Here is a 16809-nt window from a genome sequence, read left to right on the forward strand (position 1 = left end):
CGTCCGGGCAGTATGACGATTGCGCGGCTCAGCGCAATCCGGAGGCCCGTGCCGCCCGCGCCACTGCCGCGACGACTGCCTCCTGTTCGGCGTGATGCGGCATGTGGCCCCGACCTTCCAGCAGCACGAGGTTGCCATTGGGCAGGATTCGCGACATCGGGATCGCGTGCACCGTTTCGGGCACCACCTTGTCGGCGGTCCCGTGCAGGATCTCGACCGGCAAGGTGAGCCCCGGATATTTCTGAGACATGACTTGAATATGAGGCTTCAAGCCATTGACCTGGCGTGCATTCGTGCGGACCTGCGCAGGCCGCAGTGTCAGATCGACGCCGACATAGTCGATATACCCTGTCGGCAGCGGGTCGGGATTGAACAGCGATTGCGCGAAATCGGGCGCCCGGCTGCGCGGCACGAGAGCTACCAGCAACGGCACCAGCGTGGCGCCCCCAAGATCGCTCGACGCAATGCTGTACCAAGGACCCAGGCCTCCGGGCCAGGGCATCGTCGCACCGCCCAGGGTCACGACGCCCGCGGCCTGGTCCGGTCGTTCCAGCGCCCAGGCCATGGCAACGGACCCGCCGAAGCTGTGCCCGACGATTATCGCCCGATCCACGCCGCGCGCGTCCAGCGCCTTGGCCAGATGGCGCGCCTGTTCCTGCGGACTTTCGCCGCGGTCATGCAGGCGATCGGAATAGCCCAAGCCGGGCCGATCGAACGCCAGCGTACGGAACCCCGCCTCGTTGAGATGCCCGGTCAGATCGAAGGTCAGGTCGCGCAGATTGCCCGACGCGCCGTGCAGCAGCACGACCGCAGGCCCGCGTCCGGCCTCGGCCACATGCACGGTCTTGCCATCCACCTGGATCAGGTCGCCAAGCGGCGGGGTTTTGTCAGAACGTGTCACGGTGTCCTTGCCGGTCGCAGCGCAGGCCGTCAGTCCCGCCAAAGCGGTCACTCCGATGGCTGCCTTAAGTACCGATCTTCTCGAGGTCATATTCGGTGGTCTGGTATATCTCGTTCAACCAATTGCCATATAGAAGATGTGCATGCGATCTCCACCGATTGAGCGGTGCGCGAGCGGGGTCGTCGTCGGGATAGTAATTCGTGGGCACGTTGATCGGCGTGCCGTTCTCCACATCCCGGTCGTATTCTTCCTTGAGCGTGCCGGTGTCATACTCGAAATGGTTGAAGATATAGAGCGCGCGGTGCCCGGGGTCCTCGACCAAGCACGGACCGACCTCGGGCGAGCCCAGGAGTGTGGTCAAACCGGGTACCGCGTCGATCTCCGATTGTTTCATCTCGGTCCAGCGGCTCACGGGAATGACGCAATCGTCCGAAAACCCGCGCAGGTAGGGGGAGGCGGGTGCAAGGTTGCGGTGCCGGAAACAGCCGAACGCCTTGGCGGGGAGGATGTGCTTCTGCACTCCGTGGAAATGGTTGATCATCGCCATCCCGCCCCAGCAAACGCCGAAGGTCGCGTGCACATTGGTCTGGGTCCAGGCGAAGACCTCGCGCAGCTCGTCCCAGTAGGTCACATCCGCGAACTCCAGATGTTCGATCGGGGCGCCGGTGATGATCAACCCGTCGAACTTGCGGTCTCGGACCTCGGCGAAGGGACGATAGAACGCCTCCATATGCGCGGCTGAGGTGTGTTTGGACTGATGCTCGGTCATCCGGATCAGGGTCAGGTCGATCTGCAGGGGCGTGGCGCCGATCAGCCGGGCGAACTGGGTCTCGGTCTGGATCTTCTTGGGCATCAGATTGAGAAGCCCGATCTGCAGGGGCCGGATGTCCTGACGATCCGCGCGCCCCTGGCCCATGACCATCACTCCTTCGGAGGACAGCACATCGAAGGCAGGCAGGGTCTCGGGGATCTTGATCGGCATGAGAGGGGTCCGGCTTGTCGCGTGGAGGTGTGGACTTAGGCGTTTGGGCTCCGATTGCCAAGGGCGTGCGCGATCAGTGCCTCGAAATCCGCGGCATCGCGCATCCGGGCGATATCGTCGGCCTCGACCGTCACGCCCCAGTTCTGCGCCATGGCCGCATAGCGCGGCTGACGGTGCGCGAGTGCCTGGGCATAGGTCCAGCGGATGAAGGCGTCCGGGTCTACCGCCTCGGGGGCCACACCATTCTCGGCCAGGTACGTCGCCCACACCCGGTCGAGGAATTCCGGCTGGTAGGCCATGGGCTTCGGGTCCCGGTCGAAACGGCGGATCAGTTCCTCGGTATGGGCCGCGTCACCCTTGATCCAGACCAGCAGCGTCACGGCCGACAGATCGCGGAGCAGCGGATCCTCGGGGTCCTCGGCGTCCACCCATTCGCAGATCGACCCGCCGCTGTCGCACACGAAATGTGGATAGCCATAGAGCGCCTTGGCGCGGTCGATAAAATGTGCGGTGTCCTGCAATGCGGCGATCTCGGCGCGCCGGAATTGCGCCTGCCTGAGGCGGTATTCGTCGATCGGCACGCCCCCCAGCGCGGGATTGCCGGGCTTGCCGAGATAGGTGGAGACTGGTGAGAGGTTCTCCAGCGTGATGTTGGACCCGATATAGATCGAATCCGACATAAGCAGGTCCCGCAGGAAGGGCACCTGCATGGCCTCGCGCTTGAAATTGTCCACGATGTGCTCGCCCATATACCGGGTGCCGATCCGGTAATCGACGGAGTAATGGAACCAGTTGCCGGACTCGCGCAGCCGGTTGGACACGAAAGTCTTGCCAAGGCCGGACATGCCGAACAACAAAACGTGCTTTTCCGGCGCGGAAGCCCAGGCGGCGGGCGTGTCATAGAGCATTGGCGGGCCTCCGTCGCGGGCGAACAAGTGCCCGGGTTCAACCGGAAAGCAGCCGCCGGGTCAAGCGTCCGTCCAGCACGATCAGCCCCAGCGCCAGCAACCCGAAGCCGAGGAACGCATACCCCGGCAGCGCCTCGCCGCGCACCAATGCACCCAGCGTGATCGCCACCGGGGCCACCAGAAGGGTACAAAGCATCAGGTTGCCCGAGCCCGCCGCGGCCAGCACCCGGTAATAGAGCAGATAGGCAAAGGCCGTCGCCACCAGCGCATAGTATCCCACGGCCAGCATCGCGGTACCGGAAGGCAGGGCCGTGGGCACCCCGTCGAACATCAGCGCTCCGGGGATCATCACCAGGCTGGACGCGGTCAGCATGCCGGCCGCCGCCACTTCAGGGGCCAGCCCCTTGAGATGTGTGCGTGCCCAGGCGCCTGCGAACGCGTAGGACACCGTCCCGGCAATAACCGCGAGTTGCGCCAATGATCGCAGATCGAAATGCCGGAAGTTGTGCAAACCGATGGCCGTGGCCACCCCGAGAAATCCGAGGGCGACGCCAAACCCCCGGTTAAGGGTCAGGCGTTCATCGGCGAAGACCAGGGCCGCCACCACCACCCCGAAAACCGCCGTGGCCGCATTCAGGATCGAGGTCAGCCCGGTCTCGATATGAAGCTGCCCCCAGGCCATGAGCGAGAACGGCAAGACGTTGTTCAGAAGGCCCATGACCAGGAACGCGCCCCAAAGCCGCAGATCTCGTGGCACGGCCGTTCCGCGCCACAGGATCACCGCCCACAATACCAGGGCCGCGATGCCCACCCGGTAGGCGACCGAGGTCACGAAAGGGATTTCATCCAGCGCGATCCGGATCGACAGGAAGCTGCCGCCCCAGATCAGTGAAAGCAGGCCCAACTCGGCCCAGGCGCGAAGCGAAAGAGATTTCTGTACCGTCATGGGGCGCATCTACCGCCAAACAATCTGCCCTGCGATCCGAAACCTGCGCAAAGAAAAACCCCACCCACGCGGGGCGGGGTCCTTTTCCGTCGTGGGCGGATCAGAAGTAGTAGCCGATCCGGAACCCGTAGCTGATCGAAGTGTTGTCGCGGAAGTCCGAGACCGGCGTTCCCGGCGGTCCGTTGGGCGCCTAGGACAGGGCATCGCCAAGCCAGCTGTATTCGACACCGCCGGTGATCTTGATGTTGTCCCGGCTGTAGGTCACCCCGAGCGATATTGCGTCGCGACCGTCGATCGGTCCTAGGTTTCCGAAAATATCGCCGCTGTCGGGTTCGTGGATATAGGTGATCGCTCCGGCCCAATTCTCGTTGAAACGTCGCCCGACGCCGATCCTATAAGTGATCGTGTCGCTTTCGTAGGCGGCAAGGGCATAGTCTTGGCCGAGCGATGCGATCCCAGCGGCGTAGACCGGCGGATCGATCTCGAACTCGCTCCAATCGACCCAGCGGATCGAGCCGAAGAGCAGCGTGTTTGCCGCGATTCCGGTTTGCGCCTCGAGATGCACCGACTGCGGGATTGTCGTCTTGAACCCGTCGTCCAGAACGGCAGGCCCGCCCGGGGTCAGGAAGCTCTCGGAAGATTCAAAATTATGGTCGATGGCCGAGTTATAGGTCAGCGCCACCCGCAGACCAATCTCGGGACGTTCATAGGCCGCACCGACCATATAGCCCAACTCGCGGTCGTTGTTGGTCGTCAACTCGTAGCCCGGGATCGTGGGCAGAGCGACGAAGCCCTCCACCTGTTGGGCGCGCAGGCCGCCATAGACGCTGAACCCACCGTCGAACTTGTAGCGCAGCATCGCGGTGAGCGCCCGCGCATCGAGATCCGCCTTGGAGCCTGCAAAGGGATGGCCGGTGCCCTCGGGGTAGCGGATCCGCGCCCCCACGGGCTGGTCGAGGACCAGCGCGGCAACCAGCCGGTCGCTCAGATCGGTCTTGAACGACAGGGTAAAGATGTTCTCCGAGGCGAGCATGTCACCGGTCGACACGGACCGGTCGAGCACAAAATCCCCGCTTGCATCCGGATCAACCTGCCCGAAAGACAGCTCAGCGTAGGTGCCCTCTTCAAAGAGAATCCCAACGCTTTGTGTGGACCGTTCAACTCCACCGCCGAAGGCCTGTGTCGCCAGTGCGACTGCCGTACCACTGGCCAACGCCAGGTGAATTTTTCGCATGTGTTCCATCCCATTTGCGCACGTCTTGCGTGTGCCTGGATCGAAACTTATGCGAATGTGGAAAAAACCGTCAATCTATAACGCGGCGTCAGGACGCGGTTTGGGGCGCTCGACCCAGATATTTATGGCATTTGCGCCGATAATGAGGGCCGCACCCAGGATGAGGCCCAGCCCCAGGGCCTCGTTGTAGAACATGAACCCGACGATGCCGATGAGCGGAAGCCGCAGGAAATCGAAGGGCATCACGATCACGGCGGGGGCGATGCTTAGTGCCGTTGTCAGGCAGAAATGCGCCACCAACCCGCACAGCGCCACAAGGCACAACCAAGGCAGGGTGGTGAGGCTCGGCCAGGTGACCTGTCCGTCATGGAATACCGCCACCAGTCCAAAGCCGCTCTGCATCACCGTCAACCAGAACAGGATGCAGACCGTAGTCTCGGTGCGCGTGAGCTTCTTGGTGAACATGGCGGACCCGGCAAAGCCCAGAGCCGAGAGCGCCGCGCAGATCACCCCGAGGCTGATGCCCGTCACATCGGGTTGCGCGACGATCAGCACGCCACTGAACCCGATGGCCGCCGCCAGCATGCGGCTGCGCGTCAGCCGCTCGCCCAGGATCAGCGGCGCCAGAAGCGTCACCCAGAGCGGTGTGGTGAACTCCAGCGCGAAAAGCTGCGCCAGAGGGATCAGGGGCAGGGCGAAGAACCACAGGTTCTGGCCCGTGAAATGGCACAGGTTGCGAATGCCGTGCAGGCCGAGGCTCCGGGTGGTGACCTCGCCCAACCGCCCGAACGCGCCCGCGATGACCAGCACCAGGCAGATCCCGATCAGCGACCGGAAGAACATGATCTCGAACGTGTCGTGGGTTGTGGATAAGGCGCGTCCCGAGACAGCCATCAGGATGAAGGACCCGATGGCCCCGGTCATCCAAAGGGCCGCCTTGACCGGTTCGTTGCGCGGCGTCATGTCAGCAGCGCGTCCAACCGGGGCCCGCCGAGGCCCAGCGCCGCCGCGACACTGTAGACCGCGCCGCGCACCATGTTTCCGGCCCATTTGATCGGTTCTGCCGCAGCACCCTGCCACTCGATCCGATCCGGATCGGCGGCGACAAGGTCCAGGTCCCGAAACCCGGCCCACCAGAAGGAGGCGATCGACCGCATCCCGTGATAGCGGTGGGTGACCAGCAGCACCGGTTGGTCCCGCAACTCCGGCACGAGGCGCGCGGTGAAAAGCGCGTTCTGCAGGGTGGAGTGGCTTTCGCCTTCGACCATCGCAACCTCCGCGGGCAGGCCCGCGGCAATGGCGGCTTCGGCCATCAACGCGCCCTTCGATGCCGGCTCCAGCCCGCCAAGACCGCCGCTGAAAATCACCTTCGGGGCATATCCGGCCTCGAACGCATCGAGGCCAGCCTGAGTGCGCGCCGCAGTTTGCGGGCTGAGCGTCCCATCCGCGGCGACCCCGTGGGACAACACCACGATGGCAGCATATTCGCTGCGCGCGGGAGGTTCATAGAGAACGATTCCCGCAAAAGTTGCCACCGCGAAGCCCATCAACACCAGCACCCCGATCTTGCAGAGTTGCCAGAGCGCGCGCATCACTCCCATTCAATGGTGCCAGGGGGTTTCGAGGTGATGTCATAGGTCACTCGGTTGATGCCCTGCACCTCGTTGATGATCCGCGTCGCGGTCTCGCCAAGGAATTCATGGGTGAAGGGATAATAGTCCGCCGTCATCCCATCGACCGAGGTTACAGCCCTTAGTGCGCAGGCGTAATCATAGGTCCGTCCATCCCCCATCACGCCCACCGTTCGCACCGGCAGAATAGCGACATAGGCCTGCCAGATCTCGTCATAGAGCCCATGCTTGCGGATCTGGTCGATATAGACCGCGTCCGCTTCGCGCAGGATTTCCAGCTTGGGGCGCGTGATCTCGCCGGGGCAGCGAATCGCGAGACCCGGCCCCGGGAACGGGTGCCGCCCGATGAAGGACGCAGGCAGGCCCAGCTCGTGGCCCAGCGCCCGCACCTCGTCCTTGAACAGCTCGCGCAACGGCTCGACCAGCTTCATGCCCATCTTTTCCGGCAGACCGCCAACATTGTGATGGGACTTGATCGTCACCGACGGCCCGCCCGAAAAGCTGACGCTTTCGATCACGTCCGGATAGAGCGTGCCTTGGGCCAGAAAATCCGCGCCGCCGATTTCCTTGGCCTTGGCCTCGAAAACGTCGATGAATAGCTTGCCGATGATCTTGCGCTTGGTCTCGGGGTCCGATTGCCCGTCGAGCGCCGACAGGAACAATTCCGTCTCGTCCGCATGGATCAGGGGCAGGTTGTAATGCTCCCGAAACATGGTGACGACTTCCTGCGCCTCGTTCTTGCGCAAGAGGCCATGATCCACGAAGACACAGGTCAGCTGTTCGCCGATCGCCTCATGGATCAGCACCGCTGCGACCGAGCTGTCGACACCGCCCGAGAGCGCGCAGATCACCTTGCCATCGCCGACCTGCGCGCGGATTTCGGCAATCGCCTGCTCGCGGTAGGCGTCCATGGTCCAGTCGCCGGTAAACCCGGCCAGGCGCACGAAATTCTCGTAGAGCGTCTTGCCGTTCGGGGTGTGATGCACTTCCGGGTGAAACTGCACGGCAAAGAAATTGCGGGCGAGATCGGCAGTGATCGCGAAGGGGGCGTTGGGCGATGTGCCGTACACCTCGAAGCCCGGCGCGATTCGACTGACATGGTCGCCATGGCTCATCCAGACCTGCTCCCGCCCATCGAGGAACCAGCCATTAAGCAACTCCGGCCGATCACCCTGCGGCGTGACATAGGCGCGCCCGAATTCCGCGGTGCCATGCCCGCGCTCCACCATGCCGCCGAGCATCTGCATCATCACCTGTTGGCCGTAACAGATGCCGAGAATCGGCACGCCAAGCTCGAAAACGCTGGCCGGCGGGCGGGGAGAATTCGCATCGATCACGCTGGCCGGCCCACCCGAGAAGATCACCGCCTTGGGCGCGAAATCGGCGAGAAACGCATCGGTCACGTTCTGGAACGGATGGATTTCGCAATACACGTTCAACTCGCGCAAGCGGCGCGCGATCAGCTGCGTCACCTGGCTGCCGAAATCGATGATGAGGAGGCGGTCATGGTCGAATTGGGTCATGTTTCGGCTTTAGGGCCTTGCGCGGGCGGGTGCAACGGCGGCGCATCGAAAACCGGACACGCCCAGCGACAGATCCACAAATTTGCCCGCCCGGGCGGTGCGATGTCGCTTCCCGCCGCAGAAGGCCGCAAAATGCAGTCCGACGCGCGTTTCGACGGCATAGCCTCGTCACAGGTGCAATCCGGGAGAGTCCAACATGGGTGATGCAGTATCCGTACGACGGCGCGGCCGGAGCGGGGGCGGGGCGGCACGCCGGGCCGAACGCACGGCCATCCGTGTCGATGTCGCGCCCACCATCCATCGGGGGATTCCGACCTTCGACATGCATTCCGACGAAGCGCTCGATATCATCGAGCACAACGCCGAGACTGTGCTCGAAGAGATCGGCGTAAATTTCGTCGACAACCCCGCAGCACTGGCACTTTGGCGCGATACCGGGGCCGATATCCGGGGGGAGCGGGTGCACATCCCCCGCGGTCTTGCCAGGAAGCTTTGCGCCATGGCGCCTGCGCGCTTCACCCAACTGGCGCGCAATCCAGCCCGCTCGGTCGAAATCGGCGGCGACAGCCTGGTGCTTGCACCGGTCTACGGCCCGCCCTTCGTGCGCGACATCGGCGGCGGGCGCCGCTACGCCACGCTTGCCGATTTCGAGACCTTCGTGAAGCTCGCCTACATGTCGCCCTGGCTGCACCACTCCGGCGGCACCGTTTGCGAGCCAACGGATGTGCCGGTGAACAAGCGCCATCTGGACATGCTCTTTGCCCACATGACGCTCAGCGACAAGCCGTTCATGGGATCGGTCACCGAGCCGAGCCGTGCCCAGGACAGCGTCGAGATGTGCGAGATCCTCTTCGGGGCGCAGCGAATGGCCCAGGGGCCGGTGATGACGTCGCTCATCAATGTCAATTCGCCCCTGACCTTCGATGCGACGATGATGGGTGCGCTCGAAGTCTACGCCCGGGCAGGGCAGGCCTGCATCATCTCGCCGTTTATCGTGGGTGGGGCCATGGCGCCGGTCTCGGTCACGGGCACGCTGACACAGGTTCTGGCAGAGGTCCTGGCGGGCGTGGCCTATTCCCAATTGGTCAAACCCGGCGCGCCGGTGATCTTCGGCGCGTTCGTGACCTCCATCGACATGAACTCCGGCGCGCCCACTTTCGGCACGCCTGAGGCGGCACAGATCACCTATGGCGCGGGGCAACTCGCCCGCCGTCTTGGGTTGCCCTATCGGTCCGGTGGTGGATTCTGCGGCTCGAAACTGCCCGATGCCCAGGCCGGTTACGAGACCGCGAATTCCCTGAACGCGGGCCTGCTGGCGGGTGTGAATTTCATGCTGCACGCCTGCGGCTGGCTGGAGGGCGGTCTCGTGGCCAGCTTCGAGAAGTTCGTCATGGATGCCGACCAGTTGGGCACGCTGCACAAGTTGGCCCAAGGCGCGCCCTTCGACGACAACGCCCAGGCGATGGATGCCCTGCGCGAGGTAGGACCGGGCGGGCATTTCTTGGGCTGCGACCACACCCAGAACAACTACAAGCAGGCCTTCTGGCGTTCCGATGTCTTCGATTGCAAACCGTTCGAGACCTGGGCGGAGGAAGGCGCGCGCGATACCCAGGCGCTCGCGGCACAGCGACTCAGCGATTTGCTCGCGCGTTACGAGGCACCGCCGCTCGACCCGGACATCGAGTCGCAATTGAGAACATATATAGAACGTAAAAAGGCGTCCATGCCGGACGCCTTCATCTGAGGGCTCTTTAGAGCTTTTTAACCAACGCGATCGAGCTGCATGAACTCCGGCAGGAGTCGCGTCTCGGCCATGATCGCCGCCAGCACTTCGATATGCCGGGCGACCGAATAGGCAGCCTGTCCTGCCTGCCTGGTTTCCTCCAGCAGGGACTCGATCGCCATCAGCTCTTGCAACGCCTTTGCCGGGCGCGGCGCTTTTTGCTTTTTGATCAGGCGCTTGAGGTCTCTTTCACGGCTGTAGTCGCGCAGGCCGAACCGGGCGGCGCGCATCAGGGTCTGGGGGCGGCGCAGGGTGGAAAGCGAAGCGAGAAGCGGTGTCATGGGCGTGTCCTTGCGTAAAAATCGCAATCAGAAAAACACAACCACAGATTGTGTTGCGTCAGCCCCGTCCGCTGCGTTCGGTTGGTAAACAACTGTTTATCTTTTGAAATTGATTATGGGGATCTCAACGGGATTTAAGATTCCAGTAACCATATCAACCCTAGGTTGCATTCGCCGCAATACGAGGACTGGCATGTCAAGCTTTTCTTCCGCCCCAAACACGCTCATGGACCTGCCAGATTGGGTCCCCACACATGCCCGTCACTACCTGGCCCATACGGAACTGGGTCTGTCGATCCGGTCCGTTGCCCGGGAAGCGGGCTGTGCGGCCTCAACCGTGCTGCGCCAGATCCGCAAACTCGAAACCGAACGGGACGACCCCCTGATTGACGAAGCGCTCGACACCTTGCGTGCGCATTTCACCCCTTCCTCTCCAGCAGAACAGGACGTCATCCCCATGAGCGCCCATCCCCGCATGCTTCTGAAGACCGAGACCGCGAAAATCGAGCGGGAGGCACGCCGCATCCTGCGTCGGCTGTGCGAAAGCGATGCCGTGCTGGCGGTTTCACCGGAAATGGAAAAGGCCGTCGTGCTGCGGATGACCGATGGCATTCCGCGCCGGATTGCCGTGGTCGACCGCGGGATCGCGCAAGCCTTCGCGCTGCAGGATTGGGTCAAGTGCCGCAGCGCGGGCAAGGTGGCGCAATACGAGATCACCCATGCCGGGCGTCTGGCGCTGAAACGTCTTCTGGCGGATGACGCCAAGCGCAAGAGTGGGCTGGACACACCGGAGGTTGCGGCCTTCGCGGAACAGCATCGCGACTGGGGCGAGCGGCAGGTCGTCGCGAGCGACACCGGCGAGACCGCCCGCCTGCGCTACAACCTGGCCGAATCGCCCATGCTCAGCCTTGCCCGGCGTCGGGACAAGGATGGTACGCCGTTTTTGACCGATGAGATGGTTTCTGCGGGTGAACGGTTGCGCGAGGACTTCGAATTGGCGCAAATGGGTCCGCGAACAACTCAGAACTGGGAGAAGTTCTTGACCACGTCCGACCGCAGCAGCTTCCAGCCGGGCTCCGATCACGGCGGTGGGTCTGGTCAGGCCAAGGATCGCGTGCACGCGGCCTTGCAGGAGCTTGGACCGGGGCTGGGCGATGTAGTGCTGCGATGCTGCTGCTTTCTCGAAGGCCTTGAAGCCGCCGAGAAGCGCATGGGTTGGTCCGCGCGCTCGGGCAAGATCGTCCTGCGGATCGCCTTGCAACGGCTGTCCGAATACTACAAGCGTGTACACGGTCAGGGCGGCGGCCTGATCGGCTGACCTGGAGTTTTTCGAACAAGGCAGGTGTGGTGGCTTGCCTTTTTTGCGCGCAGTGTCTCGGGTCAGGGACACTGCGCGTTTTTTCTGCGCATCCCCGGCCCGCGCCTGGGACAGATCGGCGCGTACATGACGGGTATGCACAAAGCGCAGTTACTTTTTTCTTCTGTTTGGTTATGTCTCCTGACCAGAGGAGAGACCCATGCGTGATCTGAAACTGCCCGAACAGCGTCACCCGGAAAAAGCCCACCGTCCGGACAATGCCCAGCCAAGAAAGCCGAGCTGGATCCGGGTCAAGGCCCCCGGCGGCAAAGGGTATACCGAAACCCGTGACATCATGCGCAGCCACAAGCTGACCACGGTCTGTGAAGAGGCCGGTTGCCCCAATGTCGGCGAATGCTGGAGCCAGGGCCACGCCACCATGATGATCATGGGCGAGATCTGCACCCGCGGCTGCACCTTCTGCAATGTCGCCACCGGCAAGCCTGACGCACTTGACGCCTTCGAGCCGGGCCGCGTGGCCGATGCGGTCAAGAAGCTCGGACTGAACCACGTGGTCATCACCTCCGTGGACCGTGACGATGTCGAAGACGGCGGGGCGGAGCATTTCGCCATGACCATCCGCGCAATTCGCCGTCACGCCCCGGACACCACCATCGAAATCCTGACGCCCGATTTCCTGAAATGTGCGCCCGAGGCGCTGGAAACCGTGGTCGCGGCCCGGCCGGACGTATTCAACCACAACCTTGAAACCGTGCCGGGGCTCTATCCCACCGTGCGGCCCGGCGCGCGCTACTTCCACTCCCTGCGGCTGTTGCAGCGGGTCAAGGAACTGGACCCGTCCATGTTCACCAAATCGGGAATCATGGTGGGCCTGGGCGAAGACCGGCAGGGCGTGATGCAGGTGATGGACGACATGCGCGCAGCGGATGTCGATTTCCTGACCATCGGCCAATACCTGCAACCGACGCCCAAGCACCACGCGGTCGACCGGTTCGTCACGCCCGAGGAGTTCAAGGCCTACGAGAAGGCGGCCTATGGCAAGGGCTTCCTGATGGTCTCGGCCACGCCCCTTACCCGGTCGAGCTATCACGCCGGCGACGATTTCGCCCGTCTGCGTGCGAACCGAATGGCTCGGCTCGCCGAAGCCTGAGCGTCCGGCAAATCCTGATCCGACCTGACCAAGGCCGCGCCCCAGGGGTGCGGCCTTAACCATGCGCGCCTAAACTCCCTGAATTTGCGATAGATTCGCGTAAAATGCCAGTCAAATGCCCCGTGTTGTGACGAGTCGTCGGGGCCGTACGAGTGTTTCGAGTTTTGGAGGCTGCCATGGCCTATCTGCGCAGTGGGATGCGGGGGATACTCTGGGTCCTGTACCGAGTATTCGGTCTGGCCTGTATCGGGCTCGCTGCGCAGATGGGGCTGCTTATCGCGCAGTTCGACAGCAGCTATATGCCACGGGCAGAGCAATGGCCCTATCTCATCGCATTCCTCTTGCTGTTGTGCGGGGGGCTGGTCCTGCTGCCGTCGACCACCCCTGTCTGGATCAAGCAGGTCCGCTCCCCGGCCAGCGCAGGTTTGGCGATCGCCAGCCTTGTCGCACTCTGGGCGGCGGTCCTTGCGGGTGTGAACATGCTCGTGGCGGCAGGGGTCTTGGTGCTGGCCTCGCTTGACATAAGCCGGCTCTTGCAAGGCGTCAGTGTCCTCGTGCTCACCGGTGTGCTCTGTGCCGGGGGACTTGGGTTGATTTCGCCTGGAAAGGTGTCGCGCAGGGTCCCGATCATGGACGCGGCCGCCGCCCGGCGTGGTAAACTGCACCCCCTGCCGAACGCCTCGCGCTATCGCTAGAACCGCGGCGGGCGCGGCCATTCCGGCGACAGGCTCTCTGGCCAGCCGAAGACAAGCTCGACCCCGTAGATCGCCGCACAGATACCGATCACCACGAAAACCAGCTTGACCAAGCCCGGCGAGGGCGGGTGACGCACCCACCGTGCCATCCGCAGGAACCAGCCCATGTTCATGGCGTCGTCTCCGTCACACCCGCCTCACAGCTTCCGAACCTTGCCGATATAGGGCAGGTTGCGGTTGCGCTGCGCGTAATCGATGCCATAGCCGACGACGAATTCGTCCGGAATCTCGAACCCGATCCAGGTTGCCTGCACATCGACCTCGCGCCGTGTGGGCTTGTCCAGCAAGCAGATGGTCTCCATCCGTCGCGGCTCCCGCGAGGCGAGCAGGCGCGTGACATGGGACAGGGTAAAGCCCGTATCTACCAGGTCCTCGACCACCAACACATCGCGCCCGGCAATCTCGCCGCGCAGGTCTTTCAGGATCCGCACCTCCCGCGAGCTTTCCATGCCGTCGCCATAGGACGATGCCTCCAGGAAATCGACCTCAACCGGCAGATCCAGCTCCCGTACCAGGTCCGCGATGAACACGAATGACCCGCGCAGCAACCCGATCACGATCAGCTTGTCCGTGCCTGCAAAGGCCCTTTCGATCTCACGTGCAAGCGCCTCGACCCGGGCGGCAATCGCCTTGGCCGAGATTATCTTGTCGATGACATATTCGTCGTGCTTCATCCCGTCCCCTTGATTTCCGGCGCATGTTGGCCGAAATCACCTGCCACTGCCACGGAAAACCGTACAAAATACTTGAGGCCATGCCGCAGCATTCCGAATCCCGTACCCTGCCATATAGCGCCGCGCAAATGTATGCGCTGGTCGCGGACGTGGCCGCGTACCCGAAGTTTCTGCCTTGGTGCGCGGCGGCGCGCATCCGGTCGGTACGCGACACCACCACCGGCTCGGAAATGCTCGCGGACCTGGTGATCTCCTTCAAGGTGTTCCGCGAAAAGTTCGGCTCCCGAGTGTGCCTCGTGCCGGCCGACAACCGGATCGACACCGAGTATCTCGATGGCCCGTTTCGGTACATGCAGTCGCGTTGGGTTTTCACCGATCTCGACGAGGGCGGCTGCAAGGTCGATTTCTCGACCGATTTCGAGTTCAAGAACCGGGTTTTGCAAAGCGTGATCGGCGTTGTCTTTCACGAGGCGATGCAACGCATCGTGCGCGCCTTCGAAAAACGCGCCGAGGCGCTTTACGGCCCCGCTGCGGCCTGAGCCGCCGACAGGATCAGCGCCAGCGCGTGATCCCGCGCCGCTGTGCGCACCGCAGCCCGGCCAAGTGCGCCGAACTCCACCGTTTCAGACCGAAGGGGCGTAGCGGGCCCCACAATCGCAAAACAGACGCGGCCTTCGGGCTTGAACTCCGACCCGCCGGGGCCCGCAATGCCCGTGATCGCCACCGCGATATCCGCGCGGGCGGCGACTTGGGCGCCCGCCGCCATCTCGCGCGCCACCTCTTCGGACACGGCGCCATGGGCTTCCAGCGTGGGTGCTGTCACACCCAGCATCTCGGTCTTCGCAAGGTTCGAATAGGTCACGAAGCCGCGCTCGAACACGGCCGACGACCCGGCGATATCCGTGATCGCCGCGGCCACCATCCCGCCCGTGCAGCTTTCGGCGCAACTCACCGTCAGCCCGCGCGCCGTGCAGAGCGCGACGATTTCCGCAGCACTCATACCAGCACCCCATGGGCAAGCGCGGCCAAGACGGCGACGCAGAGCGCGGCCATCACCCCGGCCACCACATCGTCCAGCATCACGCCCCAGGCGTCATGGCGGCGGTCGGCCCAGCCCACGGGACCCGGTTTCCAGATGTCGAACAGCCGGAACAGCACGAAGGCCGCGATCCAGCCGGGCCAGAGCGCCAGCATGTCGACCCCGGCGAACTGCGCCCCGTAGGATACCGGCCAAAGTGCGATCCACTGGCCCGCCACTTCGTCGATCACGATCTCCGAAGGGTCGTGGTCCTCCGCGCCCGCGGTCGCGGCCCTCGTGGCCCACCAGCCGACGAAGAACACCGCAACGCTTGCCAGCGCCAGCAGGGTGAACCCGCCCAGCACATGCAGCGCCCAGGCCAGGGGCAGGGCGGCCAGCGACCCCCAGGTCCCCGGCGCGGGGCGCAGCAATCCGACCCCGAAGACTGTGGCAATCGCCCGGCTCATGTCCGCACCAATGTGACCGTGGCCAGGGCCGCGATCCCTTCCTCGCGCCCGGTGAAGCCCAGCCGCTCCGACGTGGTCGCCTTCACGCTCACCTGATCCGGTTGCAGCCCCATCAATTCGGACATTTTCGCTTTCATTACGGCATGGTACGGTCCGATCTTCGGGCGCTCACAGACCAGCGTGCAGTCCATATGCGTGATGGTGTAGCCCCGCTCAGCGGCCAGAGCGACCGCGTGGCGCAGAAAGATCTCGCTCGCCGCGCCCTTCCATTGCGGATCGCTGGGCGGGAAGTGCTGGCCGATATCGCCATCCCCCAGCGCGCCATAGATCGCGTCCGTCACCGCGTGCATGCCCACATCTGCATCAGAATGCCCCATCAGCGCGCGGTCATGGGGGACCTCCACGCCGCACAGGATCACCGCGTCGCCGGTGCCGAACCGGTGCACGTCGTAACCATTGCCGGTGCGAATATCCATCTTGTCCCTCTCTTTCAGCAGGGCCGCCGCGCGGGCGAAGTCCTGCGGGTAGGTAATCTTGAAGTTCTGCTCGTCGCCCGCGACGATCGCCACCGGCATACCCGCGGCGCGGGCGATCTCCACATCATCCGCCGCCGCCCCGGTGGCCGCCGCATGGGCGTCCCGGATCGCACCGGCGTGAAAACCTTGCGGGGTCTGCGCGCGGTAGAGCCCGTCGCGCGGCTGCATCCCCGTCACCCGATCCCCGGCCCCGGTCCAGAGCGCGTCGACCACCGGCAGGGCAGGGGCCGCCGCCCCGGTCTCGATCACCCCCGCGACAACCCGGGCGATCAGGTCGGCCGACACCACCGGCCGCGCCGCATCGTGGATCAGCACGATCGCCTCCGGGTCGGCCACCGCCGCGAGCGCACAGGCGACCGACGCGCTCCGCGTCGCACCTCCGGACACGCAGCGCAGCGGTTTGGCCGCGGTCAGCGTGGCTGCCAGGTCCATATCCTCCGGGTGCAGCACCACCAGCAGCTCCGACACCTGCGTCGCCCGGTCGAATGCCGCCAGCGTCCAGTCGATCACCCGGCGCGCACCAAGCGGTCGCCATTGCTTGGCAAGCCCACCGCCCGCGCGTGTGCCGCGCCCCGCCGCGACAAGAATGGCCGTAACATTGGGCGTCAAGACATGCTCTTCTCTCGGTGAAATCCGCTCCGTTCCTAGGACTCTGTGCGACAAGGCGCAATCCTCAAGCGGACCCCGGGGGAAAAGTGCCTA

At 64.0% G+C, this 16809-nt stretch carries 19 protein-coding genes; 5 read left to right on the forward strand and 14 right to left on the reverse strand.

Annotation, left to right across the window (positions count from 1 at the left end; translation table 11 throughout):
- Positions 1 to 28 precede the first annotated feature (28 nt).
- From PVW48_RS02360 to guaA, 8 genes are all read right to left on the reverse strand, one after another.
- Positions 29 to 901 carry an alpha/beta fold hydrolase gene (locus PVW48_RS02360; protein ID WP_274580121.1) on the reverse strand — a complete coding sequence of 291 codons (873 nt, stop codon included), beginning with the start codon at positions 899 to 901 and terminating at the stop codon, positions 29 to 31.
- 64 nt (positions 902 to 965) lie between these two features.
- On the reverse strand, positions 966 to 1883 hold the full coding sequence (metA, locus tag PVW48_RS02365; RefSeq protein WP_012178265.1) for a homoserine O-acetyltransferase MetA: 918 nt from the start codon (positions 1881 to 1883) through the stop codon (positions 966 to 968).
- 35 nt (positions 1884 to 1918) lie between these two features.
- Complete coding sequence (locus PVW48_RS02370; protein WP_274580123.1) at positions 1919 to 2791, reverse strand: ATPase; 873 nt, start codon at positions 2789 to 2791, stop codon at positions 1919 to 1921.
- Positions 2792 to 2828: 37 nt separating this feature from the next.
- A complete protein-coding gene (locus PVW48_RS02375; protein ID WP_274580124.1) occupies positions 2829 to 3737 on the reverse strand; it encodes a DMT family transporter in 909 nt (302 codons plus the stop codon).
- Between the two features lie 190 nt (positions 3738 to 3927).
- The gene (locus PVW48_RS02380; RefSeq protein WP_274580125.1) at positions 3928 to 4971 is read right to left on the reverse strand and encodes an outer membrane protein transport protein; all 1044 of its coding nucleotides are present in this window, start codon (positions 4969 to 4971) and stop codon (positions 3928 to 3930) included.
- 75 nt (positions 4972 to 5046) lie between these two features.
- The gene (locus PVW48_RS02385) at positions 5047 to 5934 is read right to left on the reverse strand and encodes a DMT family transporter (RefSeq protein WP_012178261.1); all 888 of its coding nucleotides are present in this window, start codon (positions 5932 to 5934) and stop codon (positions 5047 to 5049) included.
- Complete coding sequence (locus tag PVW48_RS02390; protein ID WP_274580126.1) at positions 5931 to 6572, reverse strand: YdcF family protein; 642 nt, start codon at positions 6570 to 6572, stop codon at positions 5931 to 5933. Before PVW48_RS02390 ends, PVW48_RS02385 begins: the two co-directional genes overlap by 4 nt.
- Positions 6563 to 8125, reverse strand: coding sequence for a glutamine-hydrolyzing GMP synthase (gene guaA / locus PVW48_RS02395; protein WP_274580129.1), 1563 nt, complete (start codon positions 8123 to 8125; stop codon positions 6563 to 6565). The genes PVW48_RS02390 and guaA overlap by 10 nt, the downstream gene beginning before the upstream one ends.
- Before the next feature lie 196 nt (positions 8126 to 8321).
- Between guaA and PVW48_RS02400 the strand changes: the two genes are divergently transcribed.
- Positions 8322 to 9869, forward strand: coding sequence for a trimethylamine methyltransferase family protein (locus PVW48_RS02400; RefSeq protein WP_274580131.1), 1548 nt, complete (start codon positions 8322 to 8324; stop codon positions 9867 to 9869).
- Between the two features lie 17 nt (positions 9870 to 9886).
- Here PVW48_RS02400 and PVW48_RS02405 read toward each other — a convergent pair whose 3' ends face one another.
- Positions 9887 to 10189, reverse strand: a complete 303-nt coding sequence (locus PVW48_RS02405) for a DUF6477 family protein (RefSeq protein ID WP_012178257.1) — start codon at positions 10187 to 10189, stop codon at positions 9887 to 9889.
- A 226-nt stretch (positions 10190 to 10415) separates the two neighbouring features.
- Here PVW48_RS02405 and PVW48_RS02410 point away from each other — a divergent pair, with 226 nt between their 5' ends.
- The 3 genes from PVW48_RS02410 (at position 10416) to PVW48_RS02420 (ending at position 13352) form a co-directional block, all read left to right on the forward strand.
- Positions 10416 to 11507 carry a DUF6456 domain-containing protein gene (locus tag PVW48_RS02410; protein WP_157865393.1) on the forward strand — a complete coding sequence of 364 codons (1092 nt, stop codon included), beginning with the start codon at positions 10416 to 10418 and terminating at the stop codon, positions 11505 to 11507.
- Positions 11508 to 11706: 199 nt separating this feature from the next.
- Positions 11707 to 12657: a lipoyl synthase gene (gene lipA / locus PVW48_RS02415; RefSeq protein ID WP_274580132.1), complete on the forward strand. Its 951-nt coding sequence runs from the start codon at positions 11707 to 11709 to the stop codon at positions 12655 to 12657.
- Between the two features lie 176 nt (positions 12658 to 12833).
- Positions 12834 to 13352 (forward strand): hypothetical protein, encoded by a 519-nt coding sequence (locus PVW48_RS02420; RefSeq protein WP_274580133.1) that lies wholly within the window; start codon positions 12834 to 12836, stop codon positions 13350 to 13352.
- Here PVW48_RS02420 and PVW48_RS02425 read toward each other — a convergent pair.
- Both PVW48_RS02425 and hpt read right to left on the reverse strand, forming a co-directional pair.
- Positions 13349 to 13525 (reverse strand): hypothetical protein, encoded by a 177-nt coding sequence (locus tag PVW48_RS02425; RefSeq protein ID WP_274580134.1) that lies wholly within the window; start codon positions 13523 to 13525, stop codon positions 13349 to 13351. The two genes, PVW48_RS02420 and PVW48_RS02425, sit on opposite strands and share 4 nt — an antisense overlap.
- A 24-nt stretch (positions 13526 to 13549) precedes the next feature.
- Positions 13550 to 14086 carry a hypoxanthine phosphoribosyltransferase gene (hpt, locus tag PVW48_RS02430; RefSeq protein ID WP_012178253.1) on the reverse strand — a complete coding sequence of 179 codons (537 nt, stop codon included), beginning with the start codon at positions 14084 to 14086 and terminating at the stop codon, positions 13550 to 13552.
- Between the two features lie 80 nt (positions 14087 to 14166).
- Here hpt and PVW48_RS02435 point away from each other — a divergent pair, with 80 nt between their 5' ends.
- Entirely contained in the window at positions 14167 to 14625 is a 459-nt protein-coding gene (locus tag PVW48_RS02435; protein WP_044027692.1) for a type II toxin-antitoxin system RatA family toxin, read from the forward strand.
- On the opposite strand, the gene PVW48_RS02440 is transcribed toward PVW48_RS02435, so the two are convergent.
- The 3 genes from PVW48_RS02440 to PVW48_RS02450 are packed head-to-tail and all read right to left on the reverse strand — an operon-like array spanning position 14604 to position 16716.
- Positions 14604 to 15086: a CinA family protein gene (locus PVW48_RS02440; protein WP_274580135.1), complete on the reverse strand. Its 483-nt coding sequence runs from the start codon at positions 15084 to 15086 to the stop codon at positions 14604 to 14606. The two genes, PVW48_RS02435 and PVW48_RS02440, sit on opposite strands and share 22 nt — an antisense overlap.
- Positions 15083 to 15571: a phosphatidylglycerophosphatase A family protein gene (locus PVW48_RS02445; RefSeq protein WP_274580136.1), complete on the reverse strand. Its 489-nt coding sequence runs from the start codon at positions 15569 to 15571 to the stop codon at positions 15083 to 15085. The genes PVW48_RS02440 and PVW48_RS02445 overlap by 4 nt, the downstream gene beginning before the upstream one ends.
- Entirely contained in the window at positions 15568 to 16716 is a 1149-nt protein-coding gene (locus tag PVW48_RS02450; protein ID WP_050757824.1) for a bifunctional 2-C-methyl-D-erythritol 4-phosphate cytidylyltransferase/2-C-methyl-D-erythritol 2,4-cyclodiphosphate synthase, read from the reverse strand. Before PVW48_RS02450 ends, PVW48_RS02445 begins: the two co-directional genes overlap by 4 nt.
- Positions 16717 to 16809 lie beyond the last annotated feature (93 nt).

Source organism: Dinoroseobacter sp. PD6 (assembly GCF_028807315.1).
Lineage (GTDB): Bacteria > Pseudomonadota > Alphaproteobacteria > Rhodobacterales > Rhodobacteraceae > Dinoroseobacter > Dinoroseobacter shibae.

Bases quoted from the DNA above. Each gene is read 5' to 3' on its own strand.
- metA (WP_012178265.1), bottom strand. From the start codon at position 1,883: ATGCCGATCAAGATCCCCGAGACCCTGCCTGCCTTCGATGTGCTGTCC.
- PVW48_RS02370 (WP_274580123.1), bottom strand. From the start codon at position 2,791: ATGCTCTATGACACGCCCGCCGCCTGGGCTTCCGCGCCGGAAAAGCAC.
- PVW48_RS02375 (WP_274580124.1), bottom strand. From the start codon at position 3,737: ATGACGGTACAGAAATCTCTTTCGCTTCGCGCCTGGGCCGAGTTGGGC.
- PVW48_RS02380 (WP_274580125.1), bottom strand. From the start codon at position 4,971: ATGCGAAAAATTCACCTGGCGTTGGCCAGTGGTACGGCAGTCGCACTG.
- PVW48_RS02385 (WP_012178261.1), bottom strand. From the start codon at position 5,934: ATGACGCCGCGCAACGAACCGGTCAAGGCGGCCCTTTGGATGACCGGG.
- PVW48_RS02390 (WP_274580126.1), bottom strand. From the start codon at position 6,572: ATGGGAGTGATGCGCGCGCTCTGGCAACTCTGCAAGATCGGGGTGCTG.
- guaA (WP_274580129.1), bottom strand. From the start codon at position 8,125: ATGACCCAATTCGACCATGACCGCCTCCTCATCATCGATTTCGGCAGC.
- PVW48_RS02400 (WP_274580131.1), top strand. From the start codon at position 8,322: ATGGGTGATGCAGTATCCGTACGACGGCGCGGCCGGAGCGGGGGCGGG.
- PVW48_RS02405 (WP_012178257.1), bottom strand. From the start codon at position 10,189: ATGACACCGCTTCTCGCTTCGCTTTCCACCCTGCGCCGCCCCCAGACC.
- PVW48_RS02410 (WP_157865393.1), top strand. From the start codon at position 10,416: ATGGACCTGCCAGATTGGGTCCCCACACATGCCCGTCACTACCTGGCC.
- lipA (WP_274580132.1), top strand. From the start codon at position 11,707: ATGCGTGATCTGAAACTGCCCGAACAGCGTCACCCGGAAAAAGCCCAC.
- PVW48_RS02420 (WP_274580133.1), top strand. From the start codon at position 12,834: ATGGCCTATCTGCGCAGTGGGATGCGGGGGATACTCTGGGTCCTGTAC.
- PVW48_RS02425 (WP_274580134.1), bottom strand. From the start codon at position 13,525: ATGAACATGGGCTGGTTCCTGCGGATGGCACGGTGGGTGCGTCACCCG.
- hpt (WP_012178253.1), bottom strand. From the start codon at position 14,086: ATGAAGCACGACGAATATGTCATCGACAAGATAATCTCGGCCAAGGCG.
- PVW48_RS02435 (WP_044027692.1), top strand. From the start codon at position 14,167: ATGCCGCAGCATTCCGAATCCCGTACCCTGCCATATAGCGCCGCGCAA.
- PVW48_RS02440 (WP_274580135.1), bottom strand. From the start codon at position 15,086: ATGAGTGCTGCGGAAATCGTCGCGCTCTGCACGGCGCGCGGGCTGACG.
- PVW48_RS02445 (WP_274580136.1), bottom strand. From the start codon at position 15,571: ATGAGCCGGGCGATTGCCACAGTCTTCGGGGTCGGATTGCTGCGCCCC.